General features: G+C 62.1%; 21 protein-coding genes and 1 tRNA gene. 16 read left to right on the top strand and 6 right to left on the bottom strand.

The window, feature by feature from the left end; translation table 11 throughout:
* Positions 1-29 precede the first annotated feature (29 nt).
* Entirely contained in the window at positions 30-740 is a 711-nt protein-coding gene (locus tag ACZ5YV_RS05795; RefSeq protein ID WP_464788965.1) for a head GIN domain-containing protein, read from the bottom strand.
* A gap of 80 nt (positions 741-820) precedes the next feature.
* A complete protein-coding gene (locus ACZ5YV_RS05790) occupies positions 821-2,047 on the bottom strand; it encodes an NAD(P)/FAD-dependent oxidoreductase (RefSeq protein WP_464788964.1) in 1,227 nt (408 codons plus the stop codon).
* Positions 2,048-2,236: 189 nt separating this feature from the next.
* Between ACZ5YV_RS05790 and ACZ5YV_RS05785 the strand changes: the two genes are divergently transcribed.
* Complete coding sequence (locus tag ACZ5YV_RS05785; protein WP_464788963.1) at positions 2,237-4,135, top strand: potassium transporter Kup; 1,899 nt, start codon at positions 2,237-2,239, stop codon at positions 4,133-4,135.
* Between the two features lie 28 nt (positions 4,136-4,163).
* Here the strand turns inward: ACZ5YV_RS05785 and ACZ5YV_RS05780 are convergent, their stop codons facing one another.
* Positions 4,164-4,595: a universal stress protein gene (locus tag ACZ5YV_RS05780; RefSeq protein ID WP_464788962.1), complete on the bottom strand. Its 432-nt coding sequence runs from the start codon at positions 4,593-4,595 to the stop codon at positions 4,164-4,166.
* Between the two features lie 399 nt (positions 4,596-4,994).
* Here ACZ5YV_RS05780 and ACZ5YV_RS05775 point away from each other — a divergent pair, with 399 nt between their 5' ends.
* From ACZ5YV_RS05775 to ACZ5YV_RS05765, 3 genes are read left to right on the top strand one after another with little or no spacing between them, the layout of a single operon-like run.
* Positions 4,995-5,738 (top strand): hypothetical protein, encoded by a 744-nt coding sequence (locus ACZ5YV_RS05775; RefSeq protein ID WP_464788961.1) that lies wholly within the window; start codon positions 4,995-4,997, stop codon positions 5,736-5,738.
* A complete protein-coding gene (locus tag ACZ5YV_RS05770; protein WP_464788960.1) occupies positions 5,738-6,220 on the top strand; it encodes a hypothetical protein in 483 nt (160 codons plus the stop codon). The genes ACZ5YV_RS05775 and ACZ5YV_RS05770 overlap by 1 nt, the downstream gene beginning before the upstream one ends.
* Positions 6,217-6,612, top strand: coding sequence for a hypothetical protein (locus ACZ5YV_RS05765; protein ID WP_464788959.1), 396 nt, complete (start codon positions 6,217-6,219; stop codon positions 6,610-6,612). Before ACZ5YV_RS05770 ends, ACZ5YV_RS05765 begins: the two co-directional genes overlap by 4 nt.
* A gap of 131 nt (positions 6,613-6,743) precedes the next feature.
* Here the strand turns inward: ACZ5YV_RS05765 and ACZ5YV_RS05760 are convergent.
* Positions 6,744-6,820 (bottom strand) — tRNA-Met (locus ACZ5YV_RS05760).
* Between the two features lie 230 nt (positions 6,821-7,050).
* Here ACZ5YV_RS05760 and ACZ5YV_RS05755 point away from each other — a divergent pair.
* The 5 genes from ACZ5YV_RS05755 to trxB all read left to right on the top strand — a co-directional run bounded on the left by ACZ5YV_RS05755 (position 7,051) and on the right by trxB (position 12,301).
* Positions 7,051-8,460, top strand: coding sequence for a circularly permuted type 2 ATP-grasp protein (locus ACZ5YV_RS05755; RefSeq protein WP_464788958.1), 1,410 nt, complete (start codon positions 7,051-7,053; stop codon positions 8,458-8,460).
* Between the two features lie 166 nt (positions 8,461-8,626).
* Positions 8,627-9,559 carry an alpha-E domain-containing protein gene (locus ACZ5YV_RS05750; protein ID WP_464789157.1) on the top strand — a complete coding sequence of 311 codons (933 nt, stop codon included), beginning with the start codon at positions 8,627-8,629 and terminating at the stop codon, positions 9,557-9,559.
* A 16-nt stretch (positions 9,560-9,575) separates the two neighbouring features.
* A complete protein-coding gene (locus tag ACZ5YV_RS05745) occupies positions 9,576-10,448 on the top strand; it encodes a transglutaminase family protein (protein ID WP_464788957.1) in 873 nt (290 codons plus the stop codon).
* Between the two features lie 24 nt (positions 10,449-10,472).
* Positions 10,473-11,210 carry a proteasome-type protease gene (locus ACZ5YV_RS05740; protein ID WP_464772196.1) on the top strand — a complete coding sequence of 246 codons (738 nt, stop codon included), beginning with the start codon at positions 10,473-10,475 and terminating at the stop codon, positions 11,208-11,210.
* A gap of 128 nt (positions 11,211-11,338) precedes the next feature.
* Positions 11,339-12,301 (top strand): thioredoxin-disulfide reductase, encoded by a 963-nt coding sequence (gene trxB / locus ACZ5YV_RS05735; RefSeq protein ID WP_464788956.1) that lies wholly within the window; start codon positions 11,339-11,341, stop codon positions 12,299-12,301.
* A gap of 160 nt (positions 12,302-12,461) precedes the next feature.
* On the opposite strand, the gene ACZ5YV_RS05730 is transcribed toward trxB, so the two are convergent.
* Positions 12,462-12,752 carry a phosphopantetheine-binding protein gene (locus ACZ5YV_RS05730; RefSeq protein ID WP_464788955.1) on the bottom strand — a complete coding sequence of 97 codons (291 nt, stop codon included), beginning with the start codon at positions 12,750-12,752 and terminating at the stop codon, positions 12,462-12,464.
* Positions 12,753-12,781: 29 nt separating this feature from the next.
* Positions 12,782-13,789, bottom strand: coding sequence for a GNAT family N-acetyltransferase (locus ACZ5YV_RS05725; protein WP_464788954.1), 1,008 nt, complete (start codon positions 13,787-13,789; stop codon positions 12,782-12,784).
* Between the two features lie 50 nt (positions 13,790-13,839).
* Here ACZ5YV_RS05725 and ACZ5YV_RS05720 point away from each other — a divergent pair, with 50 nt between their 5' ends.
* From ACZ5YV_RS05720 to ACZ5YV_RS05690, 7 genes are all read left to right on the top strand, one after another.
* A complete protein-coding gene (locus ACZ5YV_RS05720) occupies positions 13,840-15,372 on the top strand; it encodes an acyl-CoA ligase (AMP-forming), exosortase A system-associated (RefSeq protein ID WP_464788953.1) in 1,533 nt (510 codons plus the stop codon).
* Entirely contained in the window at positions 15,369-16,601 is a 1,233-nt protein-coding gene (locus ACZ5YV_RS05715; RefSeq protein ID WP_464788952.1) for a pyridoxal-dependent decarboxylase, exosortase A system-associated, read from the top strand. Before ACZ5YV_RS05720 ends, ACZ5YV_RS05715 begins: the two co-directional genes overlap by 4 nt.
* A gap of 133 nt (positions 16,602-16,734) precedes the next feature.
* On the top strand, positions 16,735-17,379 hold the full coding sequence (locus ACZ5YV_RS05710) for an XrtA/PEP-CTERM system exopolysaccharide export protein (protein WP_464788951.1): 645 nt from the start codon (positions 16,735-16,737) through the stop codon (positions 17,377-17,379).
* Between the two features lies 1 nt (position 17,380).
* Positions 17,381-18,898 carry an XrtA system polysaccharide chain length determinant gene (locus ACZ5YV_RS05705; RefSeq protein WP_464788950.1) on the top strand — a complete coding sequence of 506 codons (1,518 nt, stop codon included), beginning with the start codon at positions 17,381-17,383 and terminating at the stop codon, positions 18,896-18,898.
* An 11-nt stretch (positions 18,899-18,909) separates the two neighbouring features.
* Positions 18,910-19,827: a P-loop NTPase gene (locus tag ACZ5YV_RS05700; RefSeq protein ID WP_464788949.1), complete on the top strand. Its 918-nt coding sequence runs from the start codon at positions 18,910-18,912 to the stop codon at positions 19,825-19,827.
* On the top strand, positions 19,824-21,407 hold the full coding sequence (locus tag ACZ5YV_RS05695; RefSeq protein WP_464788948.1) for a hypothetical protein: 1,584 nt from the start codon (positions 19,824-19,826) through the stop codon (positions 21,405-21,407). The genes ACZ5YV_RS05700 and ACZ5YV_RS05695 overlap by 4 nt, the downstream gene beginning before the upstream one ends.
* A 19-nt stretch (positions 21,408-21,426) precedes the next feature.
* A complete protein-coding gene (locus ACZ5YV_RS05690; RefSeq protein ID WP_464788947.1) occupies positions 21,427-22,638 on the top strand; it encodes an XrtA/PEP-CTERM system-associated ATPase in 1,212 nt (403 codons plus the stop codon).
* The last annotated feature ends 7 nt before the right edge of the window (positions 22,639-22,645 follow it).

The raw sequence follows: 22,645 nt of genomic DNA, 5'->3' as shown, positions 1-22,645 counted from the left end.
GCCGACGCTCCGTGTAAGACGATCAAGCTCTAATAGGCTTCGCCGCCGCAGGAGATGCGGCCTGTGCCGCGATTTTCGACCTGGCAGGCGGCCTTGCCGACTATGGTGACGTCACCCGAACCTGATGCGGATATCTTGGCGGTCACGTCTGCGGTCAGGGCGACATTGCCGGGGCCGTCATTGCTGACCGTCGCCTGGCGGGTGCGCAGGCCATCGGCAGCTACGGCGCCCGGGCCGTTTACCCGCACTGTCGCGATTGCCGCTCGCCCGGCCAAGGTTGCGCGGCCTGCGCCTGCGAGGCCGAGGCTGAGTTCATCGAGGTCAACGGCCGCGACGCTGACATCGCCATTGCCGCCGAGCACGATCTCTCCGCGCAAGCCCTTCATACGGCTGACCGAAATGGAGCCGCCACCGGTCAGCACCAGCCTTTCAAGCGTGCCGGTCGAGAGCCGGACGGTCGCGCGACCGCCGCTTTTCTCGCCGGGCTGGGCGCGGTCCATCCTGATTGTCAGCAGACGCCCGGACACATCGATGTGCAGTCGTTCTATCAGGGATTGATCGCCATCGACTTTGGCGGAAGCGCCCGCGCCTGTGGTGATGATCACCTCCACAGGCGCATCGACGCGGATCGCGTCGAAGCTGGTGATGGTGTAGCCGCGCGTCGCCGATGCGGCGGGCATGGGCAGTAGCGCGGTGCCTGCGATCAGGGGCCAGAGGAGCTGTCGCAATCGACCTGTCATGGCCTTACCTTTCGTGACAAAGCGCATTGCTTCAAGGTGATAGCAACGCTTTGCGCGGGGGCAAGTACCGATGGCCGGTCTCAGGCGAGGCCGACTTCCTTTAGCGGGACCGAGGGATCGGCCAATTGCGCCTGGTCCAGCAGGGCGCCCGAAAGGACGTGGGCGCGGCCCTGCACATAGTCCTTCACCGCATTGACGCAATCGAGCGCGATGAGCTTTCCGGCCTTCAGATACAGGACCGAAAAGCTGCGGGTCGCCGGATCGCCGCGCAGGATGGTGTGGTCATGGCCGATCGAAAGACCCACGGTCTGGAGCTTCAGATCATATTGGTTGGACCAGAACCATGGCACGGCGTCATAGGCTTCTCCCTTGCCCATGATGTGGGCGACGGCGGTCTTTGCCTGATCATTGGCGTTCTGTACCGACTCAAGGCGAAGCTGGGCGCCGCGCGCGAAGCGGTTGGCGTGGGATGCGCAGTCGCCGACAGCATAGATGTTGGGCAGGCTGGTGCGGCAATACTCATCGACATCGACGCCATTGCCGCCAGCAGCACCCGCTGCGATCAGCGGGCCGGTTTCGGGGATGATGCCGATACCGACGATCACCATGTCGGTTTCGATCCGCTCGCCATCCTGCATCAGCACGGCGGTGGCCTTGCCGTCCTGCACCTCGATGCAGTCCATCGCGGCACCGGTGCGCAGATCAACGCCATGGGAGCGATGTTCAGCTTCGTAGAAGCGGGAGAGTTCTTCACCCGCGACGCGGGCTAGGACGCGGTCGAGCGCTTCGAGCAGCACGACCTTCTTGCCGAACTTCGTCAGCACGGCGGCTGCTTCCAGCCCGATATAGCCGCCGCCGATCACGACGACATGATTGATCTGATCCATCTTCGCCATCATGGCATCGACATCGTCGCGGCGGCGCACGGCATGGACGTTGGGCGCATCGGCGCCGTCGCAGGTCAGCATGCGCGGGCTGCCGCCCGTGCACCAGATGAGCTTACCGTAGGAAATCTGCTCATTGCCTGTGGTAATGGTCTGGTTTTCCGGATCGACGGCCTTCACCCGGTGGCCGAGCAGCATGTCGATCTTGCGTTCTTCCCAGAAGGCGGCGGGGCGGATGAGGATACGGTCGAAGACCTTGTCGCCCGCGAAATACTCCTTCGACAGGGGCGGGCGTTCATAAGGTGGGTATTTTTCGTCACCGATCATGGCGACGGACCCTTCAAAGCCGAGTTGACGAAGCGAAATGGCCGCCTGCGCGCCTGCATGGCCCGCGCCTACGATCAGAACGTCATAATGGCTCATCGGCCAGCATCCCCTCAGTCCAAGTTGCTGCCGTCCTTGGCGCGCTTTCCCCGGACTGACAAGGGGTAGGCGGGACTTTTGAAGTCAGCGGGCCAAAATATAAAATAGCGGATCGCCGCCTGTACCCCATAGCGCTGTCATCCCCGGTTGTGGCATAGGCGCTCGCCAAAGTTGGGGGTTTTCTGCCTTATGGCTGACAAGGACTTGCCGGTTAGCGGGGGGAGCCATGCGGCGCATGGTCCGCTACACGGCCTCGCGCTCGGCGCGTTGGGGGTGGTGTTCGGGGACATCGGGACCTCTCCACTCTATGCGCTGAAGGAAAGCTTTGTCGGCCACCATCCGCTGGCGGTCGATCCGGCCCATATCTATGGCGTGCTGTCGCTGATCTTCTGGACCATGACGCTGGTCGTCACGGTCAAATATGTGTTCATCATCCTGCGAGCCGACAATAATGGCGAGGGCGGCAGCATGGCGTTGCTGGCGCTGATCGGGCGGCGGATGGGCGAGACGCGCTGGACGCCGACGATCGCGGCGCTGGGCGTGCTGGCCACTGCGCTCTTTTACGGGGATGCGATCATCACTCCGGCGGTATCCGTGCTGTCGGCGGTCGAGGGGCTGACGGTGGTGCAGGCTGGTCTTACGCCTATGGTGCTGCCGATTGCGATCGTGATCCTGATTGCCCTGTTCATCATCCAGAGCATCGGCACGGCCCGAGTCGGCGCGTTGTTCGGGCCGATCATGGTGGTTTATTTCCTGGTGCTCGCAATTCTGGGCATCACGAACATATTGCGGCACCCGGAGATCATCTCCATCGTCAATCCATGGTGGGCGCTGCGCTTCTTCCTGATCGACCCTAAACTGGCCTTTCTGGCTTTGGGATCGGTGGTGCTGGCGGTGACGGGGGCGGAGGCGCTCTATGCCGACATGGGGCATTTCGGGCGCAAGGCGATCAGCATTGCGTGGCTTTACGCGGCGCTGCCGTGCCTGATGCTTAATTATCTGGGGCAGGGGGCGTTGCTGCTGGATGAGCCTGCGGCGGCGCAAAATCCATTCTTCCTGCTTGCCCCTGAATGGGCGAGGTTGCCGCTGGTGATTTTGGCGACGATGGCGACGGTGATTGCGAGCCAGGCGGTCATATCCGGCGCCTTTTCCGTGACGCGGCAGGCGGTGCAGCTGGGTTTCCTGCCGCGCCTGCGTATCCTGCACACCAGCGCGTCGGCGGCGGGGCAGATATATGTCCCGCTGATCAACTGGACGCTGCTGGTGCTGGTGATCATGCTGGTGCTGGGCTTTGGCAGTTCGAGCAATTTGGCGGCGGCCTATGGCATCGCCGTGACCGGGACCATGGTCATCACCACCTGCATGATGGGGGCGCTGATGTTCAGCGTGTGGCGCTGGAACCCCTTCGTCGCGGGTATGGTTACGGGCCTGTTCCTGATCATCGATGGCGCGTATTTCCTGTCGAACGCGACCAAGATTCCGGATGGCGGATGGTTCCCGCTGCTGGTCGCGGCCATATCCTTCCTGGTGCTGACGACTTGGGCGTCGGGGCGGCGGATCATGCGCAACCGTCTGCGCGAAGATGCGATGGACCTCGACCTGTTCATCAAGTCAGCCGGAGCGTCCTTGAAGCGGGTGCCGGGTACGGCGATCTTCCTGTCCTCAACGACGGAGGGTGTTCCGCCGGCCCTGCTCCACAACGTCAAGCACAACCGCATCCTGCATGAACGCAACATCATCCTGACCGTGCGCGCGGAGGAAGTCCCGCATTTGCCCTATGACGGACGGACCAGCGTCGAAGATCATGGCACGGGTTTCTATCGCCTGATGCTGCGCCACGGCTTCATGGAAAATGTCGATGTGCCCGCCGCGATGAAGGCAGTGCGCGACTGCGGCGGGCCGATCGGCGTGGCTGACACCAGCTATTTCCTCAGCCGTGAAACGCTGGTGCCCTCCTCGCGCCCCGGCATGGCCATCTGGCGCGAGCGGCTTTTCGCGTGGATGGTGCGCAATGCGGAAAGTCCGATGGCGTTTTTCAAGCTGCCGACCAATCGGGTGGTGGAACTGGGGTCGCAGCTGGAAATCTGATCTGGCGCATCGGCTGGCGGGGCATTCGTTAGCCGGTCGCTTTCTGACGAGCGATGAGCACGCTTATCGGCGAATTGCGGACGATCGCGGCGGCGTTGGAACCCAGCACGCGGGATGAGAGCGACGGTTGATGTGAGCCGATGATGATGAGGTCGGCGCCCACGCGTTGCGCTTCATCCAGAACTTCATCACGCACTCGGCCGCGATGGGACGCGAAACTGGCACGAGTCAGGCCGAATTCGACTTTCCATTCGTCGACCTGTCGCTGAGCCTCTGTGATCTCCTGCGTGTCGAAATCGACGGTAATCGCGCCTTCATAATTTACAGGAAGGAAGTATCGCACATAAAGGATATGCACTTTCGCACCGCCTCCGGAAAGCGCCGCTGCCGCCTCCAGTGCGGACTTTGCGTGATCATGATCATGGATGTCGATAGCGACCAATATAGATGAAAAAGCCATGGTCTCTCCTCTCTTGACCATGACTGTCTATCAGGAGGGGCGAGCCGAAAGGTGTAGCATCTGTAACAAAGCGTTTCGGCCGAGACGGCAGCGCGCAGATACCCCCGCGCCGGACGCGAAAGAGAGTCAGGATGACGCCGACTGCTGATTTTAATGTGGATTATAATTGGTAGAGGACGTTACCGCCTCGACAGTCCGCTCAAGAGTTTAGGGTTTGAATGGTTTTCCCCAGCATTCCCGTCATCGGACAATGGCGTTATTGAGAGCATACCGGATCGAGCGCCTCCCTCATGGCGCCATGTCATCGCGAGGCCTGGCCGCCCGGTCCACTTTTGCACATTCTGTTAGCTTTTTGACGTTTGAATGGTATTCGATGCTTCGAATCGTAATGGATCGCCAATGAGCCTCGAGAAACTTAAAGCAGTTACATCGTTAACGCAGATTACGCTCACGAGGCGGTTTCCACCCCAAGAAGTTCGGCGTTTGTTTGGTAATTTTGAAACAGCGTTTGCAAGCTACCTTTCACCGCAAGCGGATATCTTCCCGACCCCGGTAGATGCGCCCCCCGATACTCCCCGATTCGGTCTAAAGGGCAACAAGAAGGGCTTGGCGGCATCTAACAATCAGGTCCAGCTCACGCTCGATTTCTCAGCAGGGCGGCCTGCGTCGGGTGTCCGGCCCGCATTAGTGCGAGCTGCCGAAGAGATGGACAAACTCGACGACGTCCTGCACCAAGCTCGATTTTTCTGCGGTATAACCGTTGGAGTGACACTTCCAGCTGCGCCAGAGGTGGTCAATGCGGCGCTGGAAGAGCTGGGTTCGGGTATATTCGCCAAAAGGCCTCCTTCGCCGTATTCGTTCGGCCTCAATCTATGGCACCAGAAAGATGGGCTTGTGAGAGCTTTGGAAGCTAGTGAGGTCCGGCAGTTCCAGTTTCAAGGTCAGCCTGGTCAGACAATCACGGTAGACCTAGACTTCACGGAGACGTCCCAGCACGCGCTTCACCTGAAAGCCGATGTGAACACGCGGCCCGCGAAGGATGACCCTCAGCCCGGAAACTTCCAGCGGCTTGTCGATCCACTCGCGGCCTTCGTCGGGTCAGAGGTTCAGGAATTCTTTGGCGACATGATTAGGCTGGATTGATGTCGGATCCTAAAACCATTGCCGCAAGTATCCCGAGTGTGCCGCAAACGATGCCCGATGTGCCGGTTTGGAACCGCTATGTCGCGTACAGCCCTGACCACCAATCGGAAGCTGTGAACCGCGTTCTGGCCGGTTATCTAGGTCATCCTGCGTATTCGCAGCCTGCCAACTCTTTAACGATCAACACTTTCAATAACTGGAATATTGCTGCAAATTCGTTCGCGCACGTTCCAGCGGAAAGCAGCCCGCAGACGGTACCTGCGTTGGCAAATGACACGGTCGGATTGAGGGTGGTTGCAGTGACATCTGTTCTCAAATTTGCGGGCTTGATAATCGTGGTACTTTCGTTGAGCTTAGTCCTCGGCAATCATGTCAGTGCATCGCCGATTATGCATCCGCTAGTTCTTGCGGTTGTGTTTGTATCGGGCGTGACTTTCATTCTGATGGGAATAGTTGGAAACGCCGCAGGGGCTGGCAGATGACTATTCTTGATAAGGTAAGTAGCGGCGTCAATTGGCCGCTAGTGTTCTACATACTATTCGGGTTCGGCCTGTTGCTGGCTGTTGATAAGCTCACGAGTTTGTCTCTTAAAGATCTAGTGCAGCTATTGTTTCGCGAATTCCGGGAGTTGTTGAAGGCTAAGCCAACAATGGGTGCTATGAACGCTGGGGGCGTCGTAGCAGTCTTGTTGGTGATCGTCATGTATATGACATCACAAGGCGCAAGCGACGTGATAAAATATGCCACCACACTCAAGCAGCAGTCGGCTGTCGTAACGCCTTCGGATGAGGGCCATGGGCCTCTTTACGCGTCACTTATTGTTTTAGCGCTGCTCACCATTTGCTCGGTTATGGCGGTGCGTCAGAAGCCCTGAGTCCGGTCTGACGAGACGGCTGCGACCATTTAGCCGTAGAAGCATTTTCGCGTTTGTTTTCAATGCTTGTCCCCCAAAACACCGCCACAATGAACCACGGATTTCCGCGGGATAAAAGCGGACTGTAAAGGTGGTAGCGGAGGAGGGACTTGAACCCCCGACACGCGGATTATGATTCCGCTGCTCTAACCAGCTGAGCTACTCCGCCCCATGGGCTGCGCCGGGCAGTCGCCCTGCGGTGCGCGCGCTATAGGCAGAGCGACTTGTGGGGTCAACGGGGTTTGGCGACGGCTGTGCAAATTCTCTTCTGGGCAGGTCGCCGGACGTCGGGCGCGGGGAAATCTTGGTCGGCGCCCTTTTTGCGCTTGCAATCGTTCCGCCACGTTGCACTAATGTTGCAATGCACAACCGGGCTAGGCCCGAGGGAGGATCGACGCTTTGCCCTTCCACGAAATGTTTGAGCCGGATGGTTCGATACGGCCTTGTTATGCCGAAGTGCAGAATTGGGTGGAACGGACGGGCATCGCGGGGCTTAACCGCAGGTTGGATGAAGCGGAAGCGATTTTCAGGCGGATCGGCATTACCTTTGCGGTCTATGGCGAGGGCGGCGATCCGGAGCGATTGATCCCGTTCGACCTGTTGCCGCGTATCTTCACCGCGCAGGAATGGCGGGTGCTGGACCGGGGTATCAGGCAGCGGGCACGGGCGCTCAACGCGTTCCTGCATGATGTCTATCATCGGGGAGAGATTGTGAAGGCGGGGATCATGCCCGCCGACATCATCTACCAGAATAGCGCCTATCTCGCCGAGATGGCGGACTTTACCCCGCCGGGGAAGGTGTACAGCCATATCGTCGGGATCGACATCGTCCGCACCGGCCCGTCGCGGTTCGAGGTGCTGGAGGATAATTGCCGTACGCCATCGGGCGTGTCCTACATGCTGGAAAATCGCGAGATCATGACGCGCATGTTCCCTGAGCTGTTCGCGCAGGGGCTGGTGGCGCCGGTCGATGATTATCCTGCCGAGTTGCTCAAGAGCCTGAAGGAAGTCGCGCCGCCCGCGTGCAAGGGTGATCCCGTGGTTGTGCTGCTGACGCCGGGATCACTTAATAGCGCCTATTATGAACATAGTTTCCTGGCCGATCTGATGGGCGTGGAGCTGGTGGAGCCTGCCGATCTGTTCGTCGACGAGGATCGGGTGTGGATGAAGACGACGCTTGGCCCCCGCCAGGTCGATGTCATCTACCGCCGGATCGATGACGAATATCTTGATCCGCTGGTGTTCCGGCCGGACAGCCTGCTGGGCATTCCCGGCATCTTCAACGTGTATCGCAATGGCGGGGTGACGCTGGCTTCGGCGCCGGGCGCGGGGATCGCGGATGACAAGGCGGTCTATATCTACGTTCCGGAGATGATCCGATTTTACCTGGGTGAGCAGCCGATCCTGGACAATATCCAGACATGGCAGTGCGGGAAGCCGGACGAATGCGCCTATGTGGTGGAGCATCTGCACCAACTGGTGGCCAAGGAGGTGCATGGGTCGGGCGGCTACGGAATGCTGATCGGTCCCAAGTCGACCAGCGAGGAAATCGCCGCCTATGCGGAGCGGATCAGGGCCAATCCGGGCGAATTCATCGCGCAGCCGACGCTGGACCTTTCGACGGTGCCTACCCTTGGTCCGGCTTCGGTGGTCGGGCGGCATGCGGATTTCCGGCCCTATTGTCTGGTGGGCAAGCAGATCAGGCTGGTGCCCGGCGGGCTGACGCGGGTTGCGCTGACGGAAGGGTCGTTGGTGGTGAACTCCAGTCAGGGGGGTGGGGTGAAGGATACATGGGTGTTGCAGGACTGATGGAGGTTGCCAGCATCTTTCGCAGTCATCGTCATCCCAGCGGAAGCTGGGATCTCGTGAGGCTATGCAGTGCGCTCTGGCCTGAGATCCCAGCTTTCGCTGGGATGACGGTAAGAAGCGGGATGACGATGAGAGGCGGCATGACGGAGAGGGGGTGGGTGCGCCCATGCTGAGCCGGACTGCCGAGAATCTCTACTGGATGGCGCGTTATATGGAGCGGGCGGAGGCTACGGCCCGTTTGCTTACCATGGGACAACGGATGGCGATCCTGCCGGGGGCGCATCATCGCGACGAATGGCGGTCAGTGGTACGGGCAGCCGGGGTCGATGGCCCATTTCCCGAAGGCATACAGGTGGCCGAGAGGGACGCCATATCCTATCTGATGCTGGACCTTGATAATTCCAGTTCCATCCGGTCTTGCCTGCTGAAGGCGCGTGCCAACGCCAAGTCGGCGCGCACCATGCTGACCCAGGACATGTGGGAGGCGCTGAACGAAGGGTGGCGCAAGCTGGACAGCTATGATGTGGGGGAAGCGCGGCAGCAGCTTCCCGCGCTGATCGATTGGGTGAAGACGCGGGTCATGACTTTCCGGGGTGCGGCGCATTCCGGGCAGTTGCGCAATGAAGGACATGATTTCCTGCGTGCCGGGTCGGCGCTCGAGCGGGCGCAGATGACGTTGCGGCTGCTGGACGTCAAATATTATGTGCTGTTGCCAGAAACCGAGGTGATCGGGGGCAACCGGGACCATTATCAGTGGACCTCCGTCCTCTACGCTCTGTCTGGAGCGCGGGCCTATCACCATGTCTATGGCGGCACCTATACGCCTTGGCAGATCACCGATTTCCTGATGCTGAACCGGCTTTTCCCGCGCAGTGTGGCCTATTGCTATGAACAGCTTGCCTATAGGCTCAACCGGCTGGCGGGTTGGCACAATGGGCGGGGCACGTGCCATGAGACGGTGCGGCAAATGGTGAACGATCTGGAACAGCTGGACAGCGGAGAGATTTTCCGCGTCGGATTGCATGAAACCGTGCTGGGCGGATTGAAGATGACCAACCAATTGGGCGCCGAGATCGCCCAGACCTATCATTTCGGATGAAGGAGCGCGGTACGCCTTGAAACTGCTGGTCCGCCATCAAACGACTTATCGTTATGCCGCGACGGCAGGCCGGGTGGCGATGCGCCTGAAGCTGATGCCGATCGACACGGCGTCGCAAAGGGTGCTGGAATGGCAGGTCAGCGTGAATGGCGAGCCGGTCGAAGGGTTCCGCCGCAACAGCTTTGGCGAGATGGAGGCTGTCTGGATACGGCATGACCGGCTGGACAATGCGGCGATCGTTGCCGAAGGGTTGGCGGAGACGAGCGAGACGAGCGGTGTTCTGGGGCATGGAAACGGCCGGGTGCCTGCGGTCTATTTCCTGCGGGAAACGCAGCTGACCCGGACGTCCGATGCCATTCGGGACATGGCGCTTTCCCTGCCGGATGATGGGGGGACGCTGGCGCGGTTACATGCCTTGTCGGCGGCGGTCAGCGATGCTGTGGTCTATCGGGGCGGCGTGACGTCTTCGGATACCACGGCGGCGGAAGCCTTCGCGCTGGGGGCGGGGGTTTGTCAGGACCATGCGCAGATATTCATCGCGGGGGCGCGAGCCCTGGGCATTCCGGCGCGATATGTGACAGGATATCTGCTGGCGGAGGGCGGGGTTGCCCTGCATGAAACCCACGCCTGGGTTGAGGCGTGCGTGCCGGATCTGGGCTGGGTCGGGTTCGATCCGTCGAACCGGGTCTGTGTGACGGAGCGCTATTTGCGGCTGGCGTCGGGCCTGGATGCCAATGCGGCGGCGCCCATCCGGGGATCCGTGACGGCGGCGGGCGATATCTGGATTGACGCGGACGTCCGGATCGCGCAGGCGGAGGAAGGGGTGGAAGAAAGGCAGCTGCAACGACAGCAACAACAAAGCCTTCAGCCTGCCATCCCGCAGGGTTGAACGGATACAGGAGCCCGGTGGGCGATGACCTATTGTGTGGCGGTGCGCGTGGACCAGGGATTGGTCATGCTGTCGGACACCCGCACCAATGCGGGCATGGATAATATCGCGCGCTTTCGGAAAAGCTTTACCTACAGCGTGCCGGGCGAGCGGGCGCTGGTGCTTATGTGTTCGGGCAACCTGTCCATCACACAGGGCGTCAAGACGATGCTGGGCCGCGCGATCAAGGATTCGCAGGTCGATCCGGACGTTGAAAGCATCCTGAATTGCGCGACGATGCACCGCGCGGCGCAACTGGTGGGGGATGCGATGTGCGAGATGCAGCAGCATTATCGCAGCACCATCGAAATGCAGGGGTCCGGTGCAGATGCCTCCATCCTGCTCGCGGGGGAACGGCGGGGGGGAAAGCCGCGCCTTTACCTTATCTATTCGGCGGGCAACTTCATCGAGGCGACGGAGGACACGCCCTTTTTCCAGATTGGCGAGCATAAATATGGCAAGCCGATTCTGGACCGGATCATCAAGCGCGAGACGAGTCTGGAGGATGCAACCAAAGCCGTGCTGGTGTCGATGGATTCGACGTTGCGGTCGAACCTGTCGGTGGGCATGCCGCTGGACCTGACGGTGATCGAGCGCGGCCAGTTCGATTTCCGTGTCCGCACCCGGATAGAGGCCGATAACGAGGAATTTCAGCTGCTTTCGCTCAGCTGGTCGGCGGCGCTGCGCAAGGGGTTTGAGGACCTGCCCAACGTCATTGACTGACGGCTGGAGAGGCGGGGGAGGCGGAGCTTGCCCGCGCCCAAGCAATTCCATGCGATAGTCAGGCTTGCGCGCCCGGCGCTGCTGCCTATTTCATCCCGACAAACGAATCCAAAGAGCTGGGGAATTTGATGACCGCTACCCATTCCACTCGCATGCTGATCCTCGGTTCGGGGCCGGCCGGGCTTTCGGCCGCCATTTATGGGGCGCGGGCGGGGCTGGCGCCGATCGTGGTGCAGGGCATGCAGCCGGGCGGGCAGCTGACCATCACGACCGACGTGGAAAATTATCCGGGCTTCCGCGACGTGATTCAGGGACCGTGGCTGATGGAGCAGATGCAGGCGCAGGCCGAGCATGTCGGCGCGCAGATGATGTATGACCAGATTGTCGATGTTGACCTGTCGGAGCGGCCTTTCCGCCTGACTGGAGATAGCGGGACGCGCTATTTTGCGGACTCTCTGGTGATCGCGACGGGCGCTCAGGCGAAGTGGCTGGGTACGGAAGGCGAGCAGCTGTTGCAGGGCAAGGGCGTTTCCGCCTGCGCGACCTGCGATGGATTTTTCTATCGCGGCAAGAAGGTTGTGGTGATCGGCGGGGGTAACACCGCTGTCGAGGAAGCGCTGTACCTCACCAACCATAGCCATGACGTCACACTGATCCACCGCCGTGATTCGCTGCGGGCGGAGAAGATTTTGCAGCAGCGGCTGTTTGCGCATCCGAACATCAAGGTGCTGTGGAACCAGAAGATCGAGCGGTTTGTGGGTGGCGGCAATCCGGACGGGCTGGTTGGCGTCGATCTGGTCGATACGGTCACAGGCAAGGCTTCGCACATCGAGACTGATGGGGCGTTCGTCGCGATCGGGCATCAGCCTGCGACTGAGTTGTTCGTGGACAAGCTGCCGATGGATGAGGGCTATCTGATCGTGGAACCGGGCACGACGCGTACCTCTATTCCTGGCGTGTTCGCGGCGGGTGATGTCAGCGACAAGATTTATCGGCAGGCGGTGACGGCGGCGGGCATGGGCTGCATGGCGGCGCTGGACGTGGAGAAGTTCCTGGCCGAAGCGGATTTTGAGGCGCTGGCGGCGGAGTAAGCGGGCGTGGAGCGGGGGTGCGCGTTGCGTGCTTCGCGTTGCTGGGTCTTCGCTATCCTCCGTTCGCCCTGAGCTTGTCGAGGGCTCTCCTTGTCCTTCAAGGAAAGAAGAGGGCTTCGACAGGCTCGGCCCGAACGGGTGGTGGGGGGCGATGAGAGGGTTAGGACTCTAGCTTCGTCCGCGCGAAGGCAACCAGCGTGCCGAAGGTCTCGAAGGTTTCGCCGTCAATATCGTCATCCTCGATCAGGATGTCGAGCCGGTCCTCCATCTCCGTCAGCAGCGTAGCGACGGCCATGGAGTCCAGTTCAGGCAAAGCGCCGAACAGGGGCGTGTCGGCGTCGAACGCATCGACGCGTTCCTGCGACAGGGCCAGCACATCGCGAAGCAGATCGCGCATCGCGTTTGACATGTCGCTTGTCCGGTCGACCGGCATAGAGGTTTTCGCCCGCATGATGGGGGGCTTACCTAATCGTTCCGCCTTCAGCCCACAAGGGCGGAAATCGCGGTTCGCGCGGCGGGAATCCATGTCGAGGCAAATCGTGGATTGAAGAAGTCGAGACGGTAGAGCGTTTGCCGCTGCTCCATCCATTCGGCCTTGTAGGGGTTGTCGCCGGTGCCGTAGTCGATGTGGCGGACCTTGTCGGCATCTATGGCGTGGGCGAACATCGCGTGGCTGAGCAACGTGCCTGGAGAAGCGCCGTCGAAGGCGCGGTCATGCGCCAGCTTGTGGATGAGGGCGACGTCATTTTCGATGGTCCAGAGCTGGGTCGCCACTGGCTGGCCGTTGAGGCGCGCAAAGCCGAGCCGGAGTGTTCCGGCGGCGGCCTCACGTTCGGCCAGTGTGCGTAGGAAGGAGAGGCCGGGTTCCGGCTGTTTCCAACTGCTTGCATGCACCGTCACATAGTCGTGCCACAGGGCATCATCGACCTGATGGTGAATTTCGATGGTGAAGCGGCTGGAGCGGGCCTTTCGCTGCACCTGATTGCGCAGACGGCTGGGGCGATCCGCCCAATAGGCGGCGAAGTCGCGGCCGTTCAGGGCGAGGATATGGCGTCCACCCATGGGCCGACGGACGCCGAACCAGCCGCTGCGCCGGAAGGCATCGAGCAGCATTTCCGCTGTATCGCCGACCGGATAAAAGTCGATGTGGCGGCCGGTCCTGAACAGTTCGGCGGCGAGTATCTCTGCCAGGCGGCGGCGCATCGGCTCATCAGGATCGCCGAGATATATCGGCGACCAGGCAAAGCTGTACCAGTTGGCAAGCGCGCTTTGCCGTTCGGGAGAGGGCGACAGCAGGAACAGCCATGCTTCGACCTGTCCTTCTATAGCCTGAAGGATGCGGACTTGCTGGTTGTTGAAACAATGTTCGTGCAGCGATTCGAACCAGTCGATGCGGTCGAACAGGGAAGGCGTCGCGGCGCGATCCATCCGCCCGCCCAGCGCCTGCCGGGCATCTGCGATCGTGCTGTATTCCCTTGTGACCAGCAAATCATTATCTCCCCGGCACTGCCCCCATGCCTTAGGTGAAAAGTCTGGAAATGGAGTTAAGCCGAACCGCCCTGATCGATGGCGAGGAAGTTCGCCCGATCGACCACCTGTTGTTGCGGGGTGAGGCGGCGCGTCCGGCGCTGGATGGCCGGTCGGGATCGCAGAATTATGCAGAGCTTGAAACGACGCTTGGTCGCCTTGCGGGTTGGCTGGCGGGATTCGGGCTGGAAAAGGGCGCGCGCGTCGCCAGTTGGATTGCCAAGGGTCCGGTTGCCGCGCTGATGCCATTGGCGGCCCCGCGCGCGGGACTGGTGCATGTGCCGGTCAATCCGCTGCTGAAACATGCGCAGGTCGCGCATATCCTAGCCGACAGCGGCGCGCGGTTGCTGGTCGGTACTCCGGCGCGGCTTGATACTTTGGAGCAGGGGGATGTTCCGGGCGATTGCCGCCTGTTGCGGGAGGAGGATGCGGCGGCAGCCATGAGCGGCGGGAATGGACTGCCGCCCTCCGAAGCCGGGCCGCATGATCTGGCGGCGATCCTCTATACCAGCGGTTCGACCGGGCGGCCCAAGGGGGTGATGCTCAGCCACGCCAATCTGTGGCTCGGTGCGGCGAGTGTGGCCCGCTATCTGGGCCTCAATGCCGAGGACCGGACCTTGTGCGTGCTGCCCTTCAGTTTCGATTATGGGCAGAATCAGCTGTTTTCGACCTGGTATGCGGGCGGGTGCGTCTATCCGCTTGACTATCTGACGGCGCGTGACGTCATGAAGTCGGTGGACAAGCGCGACATCACGACCTTGGCCGGGGTGCCGCCGCTTTGGGTCCAGCTCACCGAGCTTGAGTGGAAGCCGGAAGTGGCGGGGAAGCTGAAGCGCCTGACGAATAGCGGTGGCGCGCTCACCCGGCCGTTGGTGGTTAAATTGCGCGGCCTTTTCCCCAAGGCTGACCTTTATCCCATGTATGGCCTGACGGAGGCATTTCGGTCCACCTATCTGCCGCCCGCGCTGGTGGACAGCTATCCGGACTCGATGGGGTCGGCGATACCGCATGCGGAGATATTGGTGGTGCGGCCCGACGGCAGCCTGACGGACGATGATGAAGCGGGTGAGTTGGTCCATTGCGGGCCGTTGGTGGCGCGAGGCTATTGGCGGGATGAGGCGCGCACGGCAGAGCGGTTTAAGCCTGCGCCGCCGTCCTCTCGCTTTGGCGGTATGGCGGTCTGGTCAGGGGATAGCGTGCGACGGGATGCGCAAGGGCTGCTCTATTTCGTTGGACGCGATGACGCGATGATCAAATCCTCGGGCAATCGCATCAGTCCGACAGAGATTGAGGAAGCGGCGGCGGCGGTGCCTGGGGTGGCGGAGGCCGTCGCGCTGGGCATCAAGGATGAACGGTTGGGGCAGGCGGTGCTGCTGCTCATCCGATCTGGCGATGCTGATGCCGAGGCGACGGTCGAGGCGAGGTTGAAGACCGAATTGCCGAATTTCATGCAGCCCCGGACGATCATCCGGCTGGCGGATTTTCCTCGGACGCCTAATGGCAAGATCGACCGAGTGGCACTGGCCAAGGAATATGACAGATGAAGCCGATGGGACCTGTTCCGCCCTTTTTCGAGGGTGAGGAAGGCATGTTGCTGATCGGCGGATGCGGTGCAGCGAGTCTGGTGGACGAGGCGGGGGATACGCCGCTGTTCGTCTATGACATGGGGATAGTCGAGCGGCAGGTGCGCGATTTGCGGGAGGCCATGCCATCGCAATTGTCGATCCATTATGCGGTGAAGGCGAATCCCTATCCGGCGTTGCTGGAGCGCATGGCGCGGCTGGTCGATGGCTTTGACGTGGCTTCGGGCGGTGAACTGGCGCGTGCGCTGGAAGCGGGCATGGATGCCTCGCATGTGAGCTTTGCCGGGCCGGGAAAGCGCGACGACGAACTTGCCGCTGCGATCGATGCTGGCGTGACGCTGAACCTGGAGTCGGAAGGAGAGGCGCGCCGAGCGCTTGCCATCGCGGAGAAGCGGGGGCGGACGCCCCGGCTCGCCGTGCGGGTCAATCCCGACTTTGACCTTAAGGGCTCGGGCATGCGCATGGGCGGCGGGGCCAAGCCCTTTGGCATCGATGCCGATCGGGCGGCGGGGCTTGCCCGATCGTTGATCGACGCGGGAGCGGACTGGCGCGGCTGGCATATTTTCGCGGGCTCGCAGGCGCTGGACGCGGAAGCCTTGATCGACACGCAGGCGGCAACAGTGGGATTGGCGGCGCGGCTTTCGGATGCAGTGGGTACTGCGCCGCCGCTCGTCAACCTGGGTGGGGGATTTGGAATTCCCTATTTTCCGGGCGATCAGCGGTTGGGCATTGCGCCGATCGGCGAGGCGCTGGGCCAGACGCTGCATGCCCGCGCTGATATATTGGCGGACAGTGAGTTCGCCATGGAGCTTGGTCGCTGGCTGGTGGGCGAGGCGGGCGTCTACCTGACCCGTGTGGTCGATGTGAAGCAGAGCCAGGGCGAGACGTTCGTCGTGGTGGATGGCGGATTGCACCATCAATTGGCGGCAAGCGGGAATTTCGGCACGGTGGTTCGGCGCAACTATCCGATGGCGGTGGCGAACCGTTATGGCGCGCCGCCTGCGGAGGAGGCCGTCACGGTCGTGGGCTGTCTGTGCACGCCGATCGACAAGCTGGGGGACAAGGTTGCTTTGCCGCCGGTGGTGGAAGGGGACCTGATCGCGATCTTCGCGGCGGGGGCCTATGGCGCTTCGGCTAGCCCTTCCGCCTTTCTGGGGCACCCGCCTGCGCTCGAACTATTACTTGGCTGATATACCAATAGTTTGACGCCTAACCGTATCTTTACCCTTTAGCGGCAAGAAGAGGCCCAAAGCCCATCGCTTTGCGGCCGCTTCACTTGCTTGGCGGCCGTGCAGGCGTGCGGCCCTGTCATGAGGTGAAGATATGCGTTTCCTGTCGCTTTCCCGAGCTCTGATCGGCGCATCGCTGCCTGCTTTGGCGCTGTCGGGCTGCGCTTCTGGAGGCGGTGGTGCCCAGCTGCCCTCGGCATCCTTCGTGGCGCAGCAGGAAGGGCCGGGCGAGGAATATGTGATCGGGCCGCTCGATGACCTGACTGTCTTTGTATGGCGCAACCCGGAATTGGGCGCGAAGGTTCAGGTGCGGCCGGATGGGCGGATTACCACGCCCCTGATCGCCGACATGCCAGCCGTGGGCAAGACGCCCAAGCAACTGGCCGACGACATGAAGGTGGCGCTCACCAAATATATCGAAAATCCGCTGGTGTCGGTGATCGTCAACAATTTTTCCGGCACGTTCAGCCAACAGGTGCGGATCGTCGGCGCGACCGAAAAGCCTGCGTCCATTCCCTATCGTGCGAACATGACGCTGCTTGACGCCATGATTTCCGTTGGGGGCCTTAGCGAATATGCGGCGGGCAACCGGGCGCGGCTGGTTCGCTTCAACAAGGAGCAGGGCAAGCAGCAGGAATTCAACGTCCGCATCGGCGATCTGCTGAAGCGCGGCGACAGCAAGGCAAACGTCATGCTGGCGCCGGGCGACGTCATCATCATTCCTGAAAGCATGTTCTGATATGGCCGGTCTTTACGACGAACTGCTGATCGCGCTTCACGGCATATGGACCCGGCGCTGGCTGGCGCTGGCCGTGGCTTGGGGCGTGTGCATGCTGGGGTGGCTGGGGGTGGCTCTGGTGCCCAACAGCTATGAGAGCAAGGCGCGTGTTTACGTGAATACGCAGTCGCTGTTGCAGGACAAGGTCGGCATTACGCAGGTCCAATCGCAGCAGGATCTGGACCGCGTGCGCCAGACGCTGGCGAGCACCGCCAATCTGGAGCGGGTGGTCAAGGAAACCGACCTTAACCAGACGATCAGCGGGCCGCGCGACATGGCGGCCAAGATTACGGCGCTGCGTGAAGGCATCACTGTGATGGCGCAGATCGATCCGAGCATGATCGATATCAGCGCCAAGTCGGCGGATTCCAGCCTGTCGGACGGAGCCAATGCACGGATCGCGCAGCAGGCGGTGCAGAAGCTGATCGAGATTTTCCAGGAAACGAACCTCTCGTCCGACCGTGTCGAGACGAAGCAGAGCCTTGCCTTCCTTGACCAGCAGATCGCGGCGCGCGGGCGTCAATTGGCTGCCGCAGAGCAACGTCGTGTCGAGTTCGAGCAGCGCTATGCTGGGATGCTGCCGGGCGCGGGCTCCATAGGCCAGCGCATGGACGCGGCGCGGATGGAGATCAACAATATCGAGTCGCAGCTGGTGCAGGCGTCGAGTGCGCTGAGCGCCATGAACGGCCAGCTTGCTGGAACGCCGCAGGTGTTGCCGGGTGTTGGCGCTTCGGGCGGCCCTTCCGCATTGGCGCAGGCTCAGGCGGACCTTGCCGGAATGCGCGCGCGGGGTTGGACCGCTGACCATCCGGACGTGATCGCGGCCCAGCGTCAGGTCGAAGCGCTGCGCCGTCAGGGTGGCGGCGGTGGCGGGGCGGCTGGTTCGCCCAATCCTGCGTATCTGTCGATCAAGTCGATGCAGGCGGAGCGGGCTGCGACTGTTCAGGCTTTGCAGACGCGCAAGGCGCAGCTTCAGGCTGACTTGAACGCCATGTCATCGCGCCAGACCGATGAGCCGGGCCTCGCCGCCGAGCAGGAAAAGCTCGACCGCGATTATGAGGTGCTGAAGACTCAATATGACAAGCTGCTTGCTGATCGCGAGGATGTGCGCCTGCGCGGTGATGTGAAGACCGAGACGGGCTCCGTTCAGTTCCGCGTGATCAATCCGCCGAGTGCGCCCACCGCGCCATCGGCGCCGAACCGGCCGCTACTGCTGCTCGGCGTACTGATCGTCGGCATTGGTGCAGGCGTCGGCAGCGCCTTTGCGATGGGGCAGCTCAAGGGCAGCTTCCCGACGGCGGCACGGCTGGAGCGGGCGGTTGGCCTGCCGGTCATCGGTTCGATCACGCAGACGGTTAGCGCCGCGCAGAGGGCGGTCGAGAAGCAGCGGCTGAAATGGTTCGCCGGTGCGAGTGGGGGGCTGGCGGCGCTGTGCGTGCTGCTGATCCTCGTCGAATTTATCCAGCGTGGCATGGCCTGAGGAGCGGCAAGATGAACAAGCATAGCTCCCTTTCCAAAGGTTCGCTGATCGAGCGGGCGACGGAAATCTACGATTTCAGCGCGGCTTTGCAGGGGCGTGCCGCTCCTGCTGTGGAAGTGCCTGCCGATGAGGTCTTGCCGCCAGTGGTGGAGATTGCCCGGCCGGTGGCTGTGGAGGCGGGATATCGCGCGCCTGACTGGCGTGGGCCGGTGCAGAGTATCGACCGGATTGCTCTGGCCGAGAATGGCTGGCTGTCGCCCGATAGTCCGGCGACTGCGGTTAGCGAGGAGTTCCGGCTGCTGAAGCGCGATCTGCTTGCGCAGCTTGGCGATGATCCGCGCGGCAATCGTGTGCTGGTGTGCTCGGCCCATAGCGGGGAGGGGAAGAGCTTCTGCGCGATCAACCTGGCGCTTAGCCTGGCGGCGGAGAAGGATCGGGAGATCCTGCTGGTCGATGCTGACTTCGGCAAGCCGGGCATTCCAGAGGCGCTGGGCCTGACGAGCGGGCAGGGGCTGATGGATGCCATTGTCGATCCGTCGGTCGCGATCGAGGACTGTGTGATCCGGACGGATATTCCGTCCTTTGCCGTGCTGCCTGCGGGACAGCGGAGCAACAACGACACGGAATATCTGGCTTCGGCGCGGACGGAAACGCTGCTTCACCGCCTGACCGAGGGGCGGCCGGACCGGGTCATCCTGTTCGATTCGCCGCCTTTGCTCGCTGCGTCGGCCGGTGCCGTGCTGGCGAGCCATGCGGCCATCGCGTTGCTGGTGGTGCGCGCCGACCAGACGAGCGAAAGCGCGCTGCGTGACGCGGCGGGCATGCTGAAGGCGGCGGGGCAGGTGCAGTTGCTGCTGAACGGCGTGACCTTCTCCGCCAGCGGTCGCCGCTTTGGCAGCTATTATGGCGAGGGGAGCGACGACGCATGATGCTGCGTACTTCCCTGGGGTTGCTGGGCGCGCTGGCGCTGACCGCTTCGCCCGCCAAGGCGCAAGAGCGGAAGGTCGAAGTCACGCCCTATCTGGGCGTCGATCAGACCGTGCTCGTGCCGCTGAAAGGTGGCGGCGATGTCCTGACCTATACTAATGTGACGGCGGGACTGACCGCGCAGTTGCAGACGCGCCGTGTCGAGGCGGTTGCTGACATTCAATATAATCACAGCTTCGGCTGGGGGCGTGAGGCCAGCGATCAGGATGTGATCAGCGGTATCGTGTCGGGCCAGTATCTGGTGTCGCATGGGCTGACGCTCAACGCCGGGGCGCTTGCGACGCGCATACGCACCGATGGGCTATCGGGCGCGGCGACGCTGAACGATAGCCAGACGAGCCAGGTTTATGCCGGTTATGTGGGGCCGTCCTACGCGTCATCCTTCGGCGACATCGACGTTACCGCCTCCTATCGCCTCGGCTACGCGCGGGTCGATGAAGATGTGAACGCCGACTTCGCCGGAGCGCCCAATGTCGGCTCCTTCGCTGACTCGGTTTCGCATAGCCTGGCCGGCTCGGTCGGCGTGGCGCCGGGTGTTTGGCTGCCGCTCGGCATCGTGGCTAGCGCTGGCTATGACCGGGAAGATGCGAGCGAACTGGATCAGCGGTTCGAGGATGCATGGGGCCGCGTGGATGCTACGCTGCCGGTGTCGCAGACCGTCGCCCTTGCCGGGGGTGTAGGCTATGAACGGATTAAGATCAGCCAACGTTCGCCTGAGCTTGACGGGAGCGGCGTGCCGGTGGTCCGCAACGGCCGTTATGTCACTGACGACAGTTCGCCGCGCGCGCTGATCTATGATTTCGATGACATCATCTGGGACGTTGGCGTGCTCTGGCGTCCCAACCGCCGCACCTCGCTGGAGGCGCGGGTCGGCGAGCGCTATGGCGGGATGAGCTATACGGGCAGCTTCGTATGGCAGGGTCGCGGCCAGTCGTTCGCGCTGGTGGTATTCGACGGCATCGACAGCTTTGGGCGGATCATCACCTCCAATGTCGCGGCGGTCTCGGGCAGCAGCCTGAATGTCGTGCGCAATCCCTTCACTGGAGATTTCACCGGCTGCGCCTTCTCGCAAAGCGGTGGTGGGCAGTGCTTCAACGACGCGCTGACGGGAGTTACCGACGCGAACTTCCGCTATCGGGGCGTTGCCGCCCAATATGCGGCGCAGCGGGGGCCTTGGGGCCTTGGCGTCGGCCTTGGCTATTCGCAGCGCAAGTTTGTGACGCCTTCGGGTCAGACGGTGTTCGTGCGCGGAACGCGGGACCAGAACTGGTATGGCACCGCATCGCTCAGCTATGTGATCGACAGTCGGTCCAGCCTGGATAGCGCCGTCTACGCCAATTATTTCGATGCGAGCGGCGCGCGGCTCGACGTGCTGAACCTGGGTGCGTTCACCAGCTACAACCGCCTTATCAACCGCAATCTTCAGGCATCCGCTTCGCTTGGGCTCGACAGCGCCAAGGCGGACGATCTGGATGCCGTCATCAACGCCATGGGCCAGGTCGGCCTGCGGTACAGCTTCTAATCGCGTCCGGAGACGAGAGATGTACGACCAGTTCTACGGATTTGAGGGCCGCCCGTTCCAGCTGACCCCCGACCCGCATTTCTATTTTGAGAGCGCGACCCACCGCAAGGCGCTGTCCTATCTGGGCTATGGTCTGGCGCAGGGTGAAGGCTTCATCGTCATTACCGGCGACATCGGCGCGGGCAAGACGACGCTGGTCGGGCACCTGATGGCGACGATCGATCCGGCGCGGCTCACTGCGGTCAAGATCGTATCGACGCAGGTTGGCGGTGACGACATGCTGCGCTTAACCGCGCAGAGCTTTGGCCTGCCGACCGATGACATGCCCAAGGCGCAGATTTTGCGGCAGATCGAGGCGTTCCTGCATGGTCAGGCGCGCGCAGGGCGGCGGTCGCTGCTGATCGTCGATGAGGCGCAGAACCTCTCTGTTTCGGCGATTGAAGAGCTGCGCATGCTTTCCAACTTCCAGTTGGGCGGGCAGTCGCTGTTGCAGATATTCCTGCTGGGCCAGCCGGAATTTCGCGATCTGCTGAAGTCCGCGCAGCTGGAGCAGTTGCGGCAGCGCGTGATCGCGACCCATCATCTCGATCCGATGCAGCCCGAGGAGATCGAGCCTTACATCCTGCATCGCCTGTCGATTGTCGGATGGAACGGCGATCCGCAGTTCACGCCGGACGCGTTCGCGGCCATCTATACCGCGACCGGGGGCGTTCCGCGCCGGGTGAACGTTCTTGCCAGCCGTGTGCTGCTGCTGGGTGCGCTGGATCAGTTGTCGGAAATCGATGCGGCTGCGGTGCAGGCGGTGATCGAGGATATGGGCGCGGACAGCGATGTTGCCGTGCAACCGATGCCGTCATCCGTGCTGGACCGTGCGGAGGAGGCGCCTGCTGTGACTCCGGTCGCGGCGCAGGTGGAACCCGCGCGCGAAACACTGCGCGCCGAACTTAATGCGCTGCGGTCGCGTCAGCCTGAGCCATCGCCCGCGCTGATGGACGAGATTGCCACGCTGCGCGCGGAAGTAGATTCGCTGCGGATCGAACAGGTCGCCATCCAGGCGGTGGACCCTGAGGCGCTGAAGGATTGCTTCACTCTGATCGAGGAGCGGCTTTCGTCGCTTGAATTCCGTGTGGGCGAACAGGATACGGCGCTGCGCCGGGTACTGACGTTGCTGGTGGACTGGGTGGAGCGTGAACAGCGGATGGGCGACGCGCCGCACAGCGCCGCTGCCTGAACCCGAC

The organism is Sphingobium sp. TomTYG46, assembly GCF_055396345.1.
Note: the sequence above shows the minus strand (reverse complement) of the source record. Positions and strands in the feature narration are given on the sequence as shown.

Bases quoted from the DNA above. Each gene is read 5' to 3' on its own strand.
- ACZ5YV_RS05770 (WP_464788960.1), top strand. From the start codon at position 5,738: ATGTCGGATCCTAAAACCATTGCCGCAAGTATCCCGAGTGTGCCGCAA.
- ACZ5YV_RS05730 (WP_464788955.1), bottom strand. From the start codon at position 12,752: ATGCGGGCGAAAACCTCTATGCCGGTCGACCGGACAAGCGACATGTCA.
- ACZ5YV_RS05705 (WP_464788950.1), top strand. From the start codon at position 17,381: ATGGCCGGTCTTTACGACGAACTGCTGATCGCGCTTCACGGCATATGG.
- ACZ5YV_RS05710 (WP_464788951.1), top strand. From the start codon at position 16,735: ATGCGTTTCCTGTCGCTTTCCCGAGCTCTGATCGGCGCATCGCTGCCT.
- ACZ5YV_RS05740 (WP_464772196.1), top strand. From the start codon at position 10,473: ATGACCTATTGTGTGGCGGTGCGCGTGGACCAGGGATTGGTCATGCTG.
- ACZ5YV_RS05720 (WP_464788953.1), top strand. From the start codon at position 13,840: ATGGAGTTAAGCCGAACCGCCCTGATCGATGGCGAGGAAGTTCGCCCG.
- ACZ5YV_RS05785 (WP_464788963.1), top strand. From the start codon at position 2,237: ATGGCTGACAAGGACTTGCCGGTTAGCGGGGGGAGCCATGCGGCGCAT.
- ACZ5YV_RS05780 (WP_464788962.1), bottom strand. From the start codon at position 4,595: ATGGCTTTTTCATCTATATTGGTCGCTATCGACATCCATGATCATGAT.
- ACZ5YV_RS05715 (WP_464788952.1), top strand. From the start codon at position 15,369: ATGAAGCCGATGGGACCTGTTCCGCCCTTTTTCGAGGGTGAGGAAGGC.
- ACZ5YV_RS05795 (WP_464788965.1), bottom strand. From the start codon at position 740: ATGACAGGTCGATTGCGACAGCTCCTCTGGCCCCTGATCGCAGGCACC.
- ACZ5YV_RS05690 (WP_464788947.1), top strand. From the start codon at position 21,427: ATGTACGACCAGTTCTACGGATTTGAGGGCCGCCCGTTCCAGCTGACC.
- ACZ5YV_RS05750 (WP_464789157.1), top strand. From the start codon at position 8,627: ATGCTGAGCCGGACTGCCGAGAATCTCTACTGGATGGCGCGTTATATG.
- ACZ5YV_RS05790 (WP_464788964.1), bottom strand. From the start codon at position 2,047: ATGAGCCATTATGACGTTCTGATCGTAGGCGCGGGCCATGCAGGCGCG.
- trxB (WP_464788956.1), top strand. From the start codon at position 11,339: ATGACCGCTACCCATTCCACTCGCATGCTGATCCTCGGTTCGGGGCCG.
- ACZ5YV_RS05765 (WP_464788959.1), top strand. From the start codon at position 6,217: ATGACTATTCTTGATAAGGTAAGTAGCGGCGTCAATTGGCCGCTAGTG.
- ACZ5YV_RS05700 (WP_464788949.1), top strand. From the start codon at position 18,910: ATGAACAAGCATAGCTCCCTTTCCAAAGGTTCGCTGATCGAGCGGGCG.
- ACZ5YV_RS05775 (WP_464788961.1), top strand. From the start codon at position 4,995: ATGAGCCTCGAGAAACTTAAAGCAGTTACATCGTTAACGCAGATTACG.
- ACZ5YV_RS05695 (WP_464788948.1), top strand. From the start codon at position 19,824: ATGATGCTGCGTACTTCCCTGGGGTTGCTGGGCGCGCTGGCGCTGACC.